Annotated in this window: 10 protein-coding genes; all 10 read left to right on the forward strand. The window is 49.3% G+C overall.

The window, feature by feature from the left end; all coding sequences use genetic code 11:
• On the forward strand, positions 1-484 hold a 484-nt coding region (locus QF669_01860), incomplete at its 5' end, for an SPOR domain-containing protein (protein ID MDP6456190.1).
• A 20-nt stretch (positions 485-504) separates the two neighbouring features.
• Positions 505-1,698 (forward strand): hypothetical protein, encoded by a 1,194-nt coding sequence (locus QF669_01865; GenBank protein MDP6456191.1) that lies wholly within the window; start codon positions 505-507, stop codon positions 1,696-1,698.
• Between the two features lie 132 nt (positions 1,699-1,830).
• A complete protein-coding gene (locus QF669_01870; protein MDP6456192.1) occupies positions 1,831-2,361 on the forward strand; it encodes a DUF177 domain-containing protein in 531 nt (176 codons plus the stop codon).
• Between the two features lies 1 nt (position 2,362).
• Positions 2,363-2,545: a 50S ribosomal protein L32 gene (rpmF, locus tag QF669_01875; protein ID MDP6456193.1), complete on the forward strand. Its 183-nt coding sequence runs from the start codon at positions 2,363-2,365 to the stop codon at positions 2,543-2,545.
• Positions 2,546-2,553: 8 nt separating this feature from the next.
• Positions 2,554-3,573 (forward strand): phosphate acyltransferase PlsX, encoded by a 1,020-nt coding sequence (plsX, locus tag QF669_01880; GenBank protein MDP6456194.1) that lies wholly within the window; start codon positions 2,554-2,556, stop codon positions 3,571-3,573.
• Positions 3,574-3,588: 15 nt separating this feature from the next.
• Positions 3,589-4,578, forward strand: a complete 990-nt coding sequence (locus QF669_01885; protein MDP6456195.1) for a beta-ketoacyl-ACP synthase III — start codon at positions 3,589-3,591, stop codon at positions 4,576-4,578.
• The gene (gene fabD / locus QF669_01890; protein MDP6456196.1) at positions 4,575-5,498 is read left to right on the forward strand and encodes an ACP S-malonyltransferase; all 924 of its coding nucleotides are present in this window, start codon (positions 4,575-4,577) and stop codon (positions 5,496-5,498) included. The genes QF669_01885 and fabD overlap by 4 nt, the downstream gene beginning before the upstream one ends.
• Positions 5,491-6,234: a 3-oxoacyl-[acyl-carrier-protein] reductase gene (gene fabG / locus QF669_01895; protein ID MDP6456197.1), complete on the forward strand. Its 744-nt coding sequence runs from the start codon at positions 5,491-5,493 to the stop codon at positions 6,232-6,234. The genes fabD and fabG overlap by 8 nt, the downstream gene beginning before the upstream one ends.
• Before the next feature lie 12 nt (positions 6,235-6,246).
• Entirely contained in the window at positions 6,247-6,480 is a 234-nt protein-coding gene (gene acpP / locus QF669_01900; GenBank protein MDP6456198.1) for an acyl carrier protein, read from the forward strand.
• 5 nt (positions 6,481-6,485) lie between these two features.
• On the forward strand, positions 6,486-6,913 hold a 428-nt coding region (locus tag QF669_01905), incomplete at its 3' end, for a beta-ketoacyl synthase N-terminal-like domain-containing protein (protein ID MDP6456199.1).

A 6,913-nucleotide genomic window follows, 5' to 3' on the forward strand; every position in this document is an offset into this window, starting at 1 on the left:
AGCCGTTCTTACGGATGAGATTGCCGGTGAAACTTCCGCTGGAAATGAAGAAGTTGAGATGACCGAGAATGTGGAGATAGGAAGAGAAGAGATCATCAAAACAGGTGACGTAGAGATTGAGGAAGAGGCGGTTGGTGGCGAGATTGAAACCATTGTTGCGGAGGAATCGGCTCCAGTTCGATCAATAGATACACCTCCGGCGCCACTCCGCATAGACAAGATTCCCAAAATTGAAGGCCGTGTCACTATTCAGGTGGCTTCCTGGCCTACGCTGGAAGAGGCTGAAAAGCAGATGATAGAACTTCAGAACATCGGCTTTGATGCCTATGTACAAAAAGCATATTTCGAAGAGACAGATGAGGTATGGTATCGTGTACGTATCGGAGCCTTCAATTCCGTCGCGGAGGCGCAAGAAGCCGTAACTGTCTTGAAAACTGTAACGGGCTACGCAGCGTGGGTCGACCACGTGCGGGCCGATCAATAATAGTCAAGGAGGGTTTCCTGATGGAACCAATGAAGATCTACTTTGATGTACGTGACATTTTCCGGGCCCCTCGTCTGGCACTCGGCGGGAAGAAGATTTGGATTATGCTTCAAGCACTCCTCACGGGATATGTGACTTACTGGGTTCTCACTTACCTTTCGTTTCTCGCTGCGGGATTCACTTTTAACGCGATGTGGCAGCAATACGGACTCTATCCGTGCCTGGCAGGTAACGCAGCCAACGGGTTCGCATGGGCGCTATGGGTAGTCGGCGTGTTGGCCTTGCTGGCAGCCATCGTTCTGGGAGACACAGCCGTGGCGCGTGTCACCTACAAGCAACTTAAGGGGGATGAATTTTACTCTTCCTCTGACGCATGGAAATATGTGAAAAAGCACTGGCACGCCCCTGTCTTCACACATCTTTCCATCGCGGTGATTGCACTGTTTTTCGTCGTGTTCGCCGCCATCTTTGCTCTCATAGGCAAGATACCATACCTTGGGGAACTCTTTTTCGGCATCCCTTATCTGCTCTGGTTTTTCGGATCGGTATTTGTCGTCTATACAGCCGCCGTTTTCTGCGTTTCCATCTTCTTCACGCACGCCATTGTTGGCACTATGGAAGAGGATACTATGGGTGCAGTATTTCAGAACTACTCTATCACGTGGTCCCAGCCGTGGCGGGTTCTACTCTATTTACCCCTGACTTACGCCCTTGTCTATGCGGGGCTCTGGGTCTTCGGCTGGTTCATGCACACGGGCTATCATTTAATCAATACTGTATTCGGACACAGTCTGCTGATGGGCTCAAAGCTGCAAAACATCGTCGGGTGGGCCACCGATATTGTCCTCGGCCCAAAAACAGTCGTGGCGTGGTGCCTCGGATGTTACGCGGGCGGCTGGTGTCCACTGGATGTACCGGTGGCTGAGGCGTCTCTCGGAACATTTGAATATATCGGCGCATTCTTTGTGGCTGTCTCCCTGTTCCTGATAGTGGCAACGGTTGTCGCTTACGCCTCTTGCATAGAGGTTGTAGCACAGACGATTGCCGTGGTTATCTTCAGAAAGAAGACTGATGATGAAAACCTCCTGGAAAGAAAAGACGAAGAAGAACTGGAACTGGAAGAAGATGATTTTGAATGGAAGCCTGAAGACGAGTCTGAAGAAACTGATGAGGATGAATCAAAAGATTCAGAGGAAGAGGGTGACCAGACTTAACGTCTGACCGACTTCACAGATTATTTAACCTGCTTCAGAAAGGGGCTCCGGCCCCTTTCTTTTTTACTTGCTATCACCGCATATTTCAGAGGGAAAGTGATTGCTTGACTCACAGCCAAAATGAGGGGTAATTTGAAAGTTCGAAAAATGAAGGTAAAACGATCAGAACTGATAAAGCCATCTGGAAGACTTTCCGTCCGAGTAAAAAACGAAGATTTACCTCTGGCAGAATTGGAGATAGTATCGGGAGAGGTATCTGTTCGCCTGAAGATTCAACCGGTAAGATCAGATTTTAAGATTGACGGCACCGCTTCGGCACGCTTGCGGGAGATTTGCGACAGATGTCTTGTCCCTTACGAGATAAATGTTGAATCGGCATTTGAGTTGATGATTACGGAAAATGATTATCAATCGGACAGAACAGATGGGTTGAATACCTATCTTTTTCCACACAACCAGAACGAATTTGACTTCGGTCCAGCCATCCAGGACGCCTTAGTGCTCGAGCGTCCTATGAAAAAGATCTGCAAAGAAGATTGTAAAGGGTTATGTCCATCGTGCGGTATCAACTTGAACAGTAGTAAATGTGACTGTCAGGAAACTGAAATTGATGAACGGTGGTCTGTCCTCAAAACAATAGATTTTTCCAATATGGAGGATTGAAATGGCACTACCTAAAAGGAAACATTCAAAAGCACGCAGCAAAAAACGCCGGACTCACTGGAAGACGAAAAGTCCCACACTTCACACATGTCCCCAGTGCAATCAGCCTAAGATGCCGCACCGCGCCTGTCCAAACTGTGGCTATTACCGGGGTCGCCCGGTAGTCACTCCACCCTCAAGCTAAGGTACCCAGTGAGAATCATCGTTGACGCCATGGGAGGCGACTGTGCACCGCAGGCTGTGGTGGAAGGCGCCGTCATGTCGCTTAAGGAAAGCGACGGCGATCTCAATCTGATTCTCACAGGAAAAGAGACACAAATCAACAATGAGCTGGAAAACAGTAATCTGCGTAACGGAAAGATAACACTTTTCCCAACCACTGAAGTGGTGGACATGACTGACAAGCCGGCACAGGTTGTAAAATCGAAGCCCGACTCTTCGATTGTTGCTGGGATGCAGCTTCTAAAAGATGGGCGCGCGGATGCGTTCGTCAGTGCAGGAAGTACTGGTGCCATCCTGTCGACCGCACTCTTGTTGCTGGGAAGAATCGAGGGTGTGCACCGCCCCGCCCTTGGCGTCTACTTCCCTACCCCACAGCGGGGACTAATTCTTTGCGATGCGGGCGCAAATGTGGAAGTTAAACCGGTACATCTCTACCAGTTCGCTATCATGGCTTCAGAATACATGAAGCACGTACATGGTGTGACGGAACCGGTGGTAGGACTTCTGAATATCGGCGCTGAGGAGACCAAGGGCCAAGAGGTCTACCTGGAAGCCCACAAGATTCTAGATGAGAATCTCCCAACTTTCTGCGGCAACATAGAGAGCCGATATATGTTGGATGGCAATGTAGATGTTGTAGTCTGTGATGGATTTGTAGGCAATAATGTAGTGAAATTTGCCGAAGGATGGATCGGTCATGTGCACAGAGACGTTTCGGAAGAACTGAACAGGCGTGCAAAATCGGAAGAAGAGAAGGAACTATTCATGGACATCTTTTCCTCGGTCATGGCGAAATACGAATACGAAGAATATGGTGGCGTCCCCCTTCTCGGCGTGAACGGGGTATGTATTGTGTGTCACGGAGCCTCACCGGCGCGTGCCATCAAGAACGCTATCCTCACTGCTAAGAAATCGGTTCAAGAAGGGCTTGTCGAATCAATCAGAAAAGACATTTCTGCCACCGTATCCCTCTCAAACTCTACCGGTTAAGTCATCAATGAAACGATGAGATCTACTATTACAGCCGTCGCAAAGTATCTTCCTAAGCGCATACTGACTAATGCTGATTTGGAAAAAATGGTGGATACATCTGACGAGTGGATCGTCTCGAGGACAGGTATTTCTGAGCGGCGAATTGTCTCTGACGGCGAAGCTACGTCGGATATGTGCACTCGGGTTACCGAACAGCTCCTCAAGAAACGAGGAATATCTGCTGAAGAACTTGACGTCATTATCGTTGGAACCGTAACGCCGGATATGCCACTCCCTTCCACGGCGGCACTAATTCAGGATCGCATTGGCGCTAAAAATGCTTGGGGATTCGACCTTTCAGCGGCTTGTTCAGGATTTCTCTTTGCAATCGAGTCAGGATCCAAACTGGTCGAATCAGGAAAATATCAGAAAATAGTGGTAATCGGCGCTGACACCATGAGCTCCATTATCAACTATGAAGACCGGGAAACATGTGTTCTTTTTGGCGATGGTGCTGGTGGTGTTCTGCTTGAACCGTCCACTAACGACCGTGGAATTGTAGACTCTCTTCTTTACACTGATGGAGCAGGCGCCAATTTTTTAAAAATGCCTGCCGGTGGCAGTCAACATCCCGCCTCGCATGATACGGTCAATAAGCGGCTTCACTATGTAACACAGGAAGGGCGGGAAGTATTCAAATCTGCTGTCAGAGGTATGGCGGATGCCACCTCTGAACTGATGAACCGAAACGAGATCAAAGCTGAAAATATTCGGCTTTTCGTTCCCCACCAAGCAAACAAGCGGATAATCGATTCCTGTGCAGAGAGACTGGGGTTAGCCCCGGAGCAGGTGCTCATCAACATCAAACATTGTGCAAACACAACAGCGGGAACCATTCCCATAGCTCTCGCCGAGGCCGCTGAAACTGGAAGAATCTCAGCCGGAGATTACGTTGTGCTGGCAGCGTTTGGCGCCGGATATACCTGGGGAAGTATCCTGATAAAATGGGATAATTGCACATGAGCAAGACCTCCTTTCTCTTCCCAGGACAGGGCTCACAAAAAGTCGGCATGGGACTCGAACTTTTCGAACATTCTCAGCTCGGCAAGAGACGTTTTGAAGAAGCGAACGAAATTATGGGGACAGATATTGCATCTCTCTCATTCAGAGGACCGGAAGAGATATTGCGTCAGACAGAATTCACCCAGCCAGCTATCTACATCGTCAGCACTATTCTGTCAGAACTGATGCTGAAGGCTGGTTACTCCCTAAGTTTTGCGGCTGGACACAGCCTGGGGGAGTATTCAGCACTGGCGACTGCCGCTGCATTTTCTTTTACGGAAGGATTAAAGCTCGTCAAAATCAGGGGTAAAGCGATGCAAGAAGCCGGCATAACCAATCCCGGTGCCATGGCTGCAATCATCGGTCTGTCACCTGAGAATGTGGTCGAATTATGCCGCAAGATCGATATTGGCGTTGTTCAACCCGCTAATTTCAATTCTCCGAATCAGGTTGTAATTTCAGGCGCTGTGAGCGCTGTCAGTGATGCTATGAAGCTTGCCAGGGAAGCAGGCGCATTGAAAGTCGTAGAACTCAACGTAAGCGGTGCCTTTCATTCACCTCTTATGACACCGGCCAAGGAGATTATGCGCGAAACTTTGAGAGACGTAAGATTGACGGAACCGGTTTTCCCGGTCGTAATGAATGTCAGCGCAGAACCGGTGACCGATCCGGAGACTATTCGCCAGAACCTGATAGATCAGCTCGATCATCCAGTGCGATGGCTGGAGATTGTGAAGACACTCGTAAGTGCGGGATGTGACAGTTTTGTGGAGGTCGGTCCGGGTCGCGTCCTGCAGGGACTGAATCGTAATATCGATCGTGCCCTTAAGACAGCGGGAGTGCGGTCGCTTGCGGATATTACGGAGCCGGTCCATGCCTGAGAATGACAGCCGTGTAGCTTTCGTCACCGGAGCATCCAGAGGCATCGGTAAGGCAGTCGCTTACCTGTTCGGTAATCAGGATGTGAAAGTCGTTTGTGCCAGCCGGACCGCGGCCGATCTGGATAAAGTGGTCAATGAAATCACTGATGCTGGCGGCGAAGCACTGGCGACACCGCTGGATACATCCGATGCTTCAGCCTTCAGCACTGCCGTTAAACAGGCAGTTGAACATTTTGGCGCGATCCATATTCTTGTCAATAATGCCGGCATCACCCGTGACAAACTGATCCTGCGGATGAGTGAAACAGACTGGGATTCAGTCCTCGATGTAAATCTGAAGGGCTATTTCAACGGCATCAAAGCAGTTACACCTTTCATGATGAAGAATCGTTTTGGAAGAATCATCAACATAACCTCCTTAGTGGGGATTGCAGGCAATGCCGGTCAGTCCAACTACGCTGCGTCCAAAGCAGGAGCCATAGGCCTGACTAAATCAGCGGCAAAAGAACTTGCATCTCGGAACATAACAGTCAATGCTATTGCTCCGGGATACATTGAAACAGACATGACAGAACAACTGTCTGAAGACGTAAAGAACGAACTCATAAATCAAATCCCGTTACAGCGGATCGGAAGTCCCGATGATGTAGCTCAGTTAGTCAGCTTTATCGCCTCAGATGAAGCGGGATACATTACCGGGCAGACCATTTCTGTAAATGGTGGACTCTATATGTAAAGGAGGTAATGGATGTCCAATTTCGAAAAAGTCAAGGAAGTCATAATGGACAAGCTGGGGGTGGAGGAGAGCAAAATCACTTCTGAAGCTTCATTTGTGGATGATCTGGGTGCAGATTCTCTCGATACAGTAGAACTCGTGATGCAGCTGGAAGAGGAATTCGGCCTTGAGATCCCTGATGAGGAAGCCGAAAATCTCACCACAGTGCAATCAGTTGTAGACTATATCGACTCTCACGCTAATTAGCTAGAATGAAACGTCGGGTTGTCGTCACCGGCATGGGCGTAGTGTCTCCTGTCGGCGTGGGGACACGTCTTTTCTGGAAGTCCCTGACTTCCGGCAAGAGCGGTATCGATACTGTCACGAAATTCGACACCACTGACTTCCCGGTGAAGATTGGTGGTGAAGTCAAGAATTTCGAGAAGGAGGCGTATATTGATAAGAAGTTACTTAATCGCCTTGACGATTTTACTATCTTTGCCCTTGTAGCTGCCGATGAGGCTATCAAAGATGCCGGTCTCGAGGATGGTATCGAAAACATGGACAGGTTCGGGGCTGTCATCGGATCAGGTGTTGGCGGTCTCAAAACCCTGGAGACACAGATTGCCCGGCTCATCAGTCGCGGACCCCGGACTGTCTCGCCTTTCTTCGTGCCGATGCATATTGCGGATATCGCACC

Source organism: Candidatus Neomarinimicrobiota bacterium (assembly GCA_030743815.1).
Lineage (GTDB): Bacteria > Fidelibacterota > Marinisomatia > Marinisomatales > S15-B10 > UBA2146.

What these genes read in the sequence shown, in the direction of transcription:
- QF669_01865 (MDP6456191.1), top strand. Translation starts at nt 505, where the DNA reads ATGGAACCAATGAAGATCTACTTTGATGTACGTGACATTTTCCGGGCC.
- rpmF (MDP6456193.1), top strand. Translation starts at nt 2,363, where the DNA reads ATGGCACTACCTAAAAGGAAACATTCAAAAGCACGCAGCAAAAAACGC.
- QF669_01885 (MDP6456195.1), top strand. Translation starts at nt 3,589, where the DNA reads ATGAGATCTACTATTACAGCCGTCGCAAAGTATCTTCCTAAGCGCATA.
- fabD (MDP6456196.1), top strand. Translation starts at nt 4,575, where the DNA reads ATGAGCAAGACCTCCTTTCTCTTCCCAGGACAGGGCTCACAAAAAGTC.
- fabG (MDP6456197.1), top strand. Translation starts at nt 5,491, where the DNA reads ATGCCTGAGAATGACAGCCGTGTAGCTTTCGTCACCGGAGCATCCAGA.
- acpP (MDP6456198.1), top strand. Translation starts at nt 6,247, where the DNA reads ATGTCCAATTTCGAAAAAGTCAAGGAAGTCATAATGGACAAGCTGGGG.